At 64.1% G+C, this 1072-nt stretch carries 1 protein-coding gene; it reads right to left on the minus strand.

All coding sequences use genetic code 11. The features are described from left to right. Positions 1 to 678 (minus strand): DUF222 domain-containing protein (locus IF64_RS0124925; protein WP_157575545.1); only part of this gene is annotated, 678 nt, incomplete at its 3' end. Positions 679 to 1072 lie beyond the last annotated feature (394 nt).

Raw genomic sequence — 1072 nt, forward strand, 5'->3', positions numbered from 1 at the left:
GTAGCCGTCCAACTCACAGCCGCTGTCGGACATCGACAACGCGGCGTCAACCGGCATGTGCAGGTAGACCATGGCTGCCGCTTCGGGAACCCGAACACCAGGGTCGTTGCCCAGCAACAGGTCGGCGGTGATGTCGGCCCGCAACTGATCCAACGTGCGCTGCTCACCCTTGCGCCGCAGGCGGCGTGCCATCGCATCAACCCGCGCATAGCAGGCGGAAGCGACCTCCGACGGCAACTCGGCGGTGAGTCGAGACTGCGCGTTCGGCCCGTGATCAAACTCCACGCGCCGCCCCGCCCGGGCCATCCGAGCCCGCTCCGCCTGCCCACCCGGATCAACCTTCTCCACCAACCGCGCCGCGTGCTGGGCCAAATTCCGAGGCTGCCACGACGTCACGGGAGCGGAAGCGAGCTTGTCGCTCAACAACCCATCCACCTGCCGGGCATGCTCGTCAGACAGCGGCGAGGTCACAGCCAGGACCCGCCGAGCGCCATACAGCTCAACCTGACCATCCCGCATGGCATCCAGAACCCGAGGCATCCGCCGAGCCAGATCGACGGCATTACGAATCCGCCTCTCCACCTCCACAGGCGACACCCGAAGCGAAGGCGCCAACTCCTCAGCCAACCCCCGCCACTCCCCCTCGTCAGAAGCCAGAGAAAAAACAATACCGAACAAATGGACGACCCACCATCACCCAATAGAGTCGCCGTTCGGTAAGCGAAGCGCCATCCCGTCGACCTGGTCCCAAACCATCACGCTGCAGGCAGGGCGCAACAAACCACCCCAACGGAACACCCAACACCCAACCTTGCGCCCTGCCTGCAGCGTGATAAACAAAAAGCCAGATTCGACGGGATGGTGCGAAGCGGAGAAACGCCATCCCAGAGACCTGCCCAGCCGGCGAGGCGAAAAACCCCGACGGCAAACCGCACCCGGGCCGAAAAACCCCGAGAAAGAGAACCCGACCCTAAGAGCTTGTCTCAGTTGGTTTGTTGGAGTCGTTTGAAGCAGACGAGGGCGGCGGCCAGCGCGAGGAAGGCTGTGAAGGTGTCGGCGCGGCGTTCGTAGC

This window comes from Prauserella rugosa (assembly GCF_000719975.1).
In the GTDB taxonomy this organism is placed as follows: domain Bacteria; phylum Actinomycetota; class Actinomycetes; order Mycobacteriales; family Pseudonocardiaceae; genus Prauserella; species Prauserella rugosa.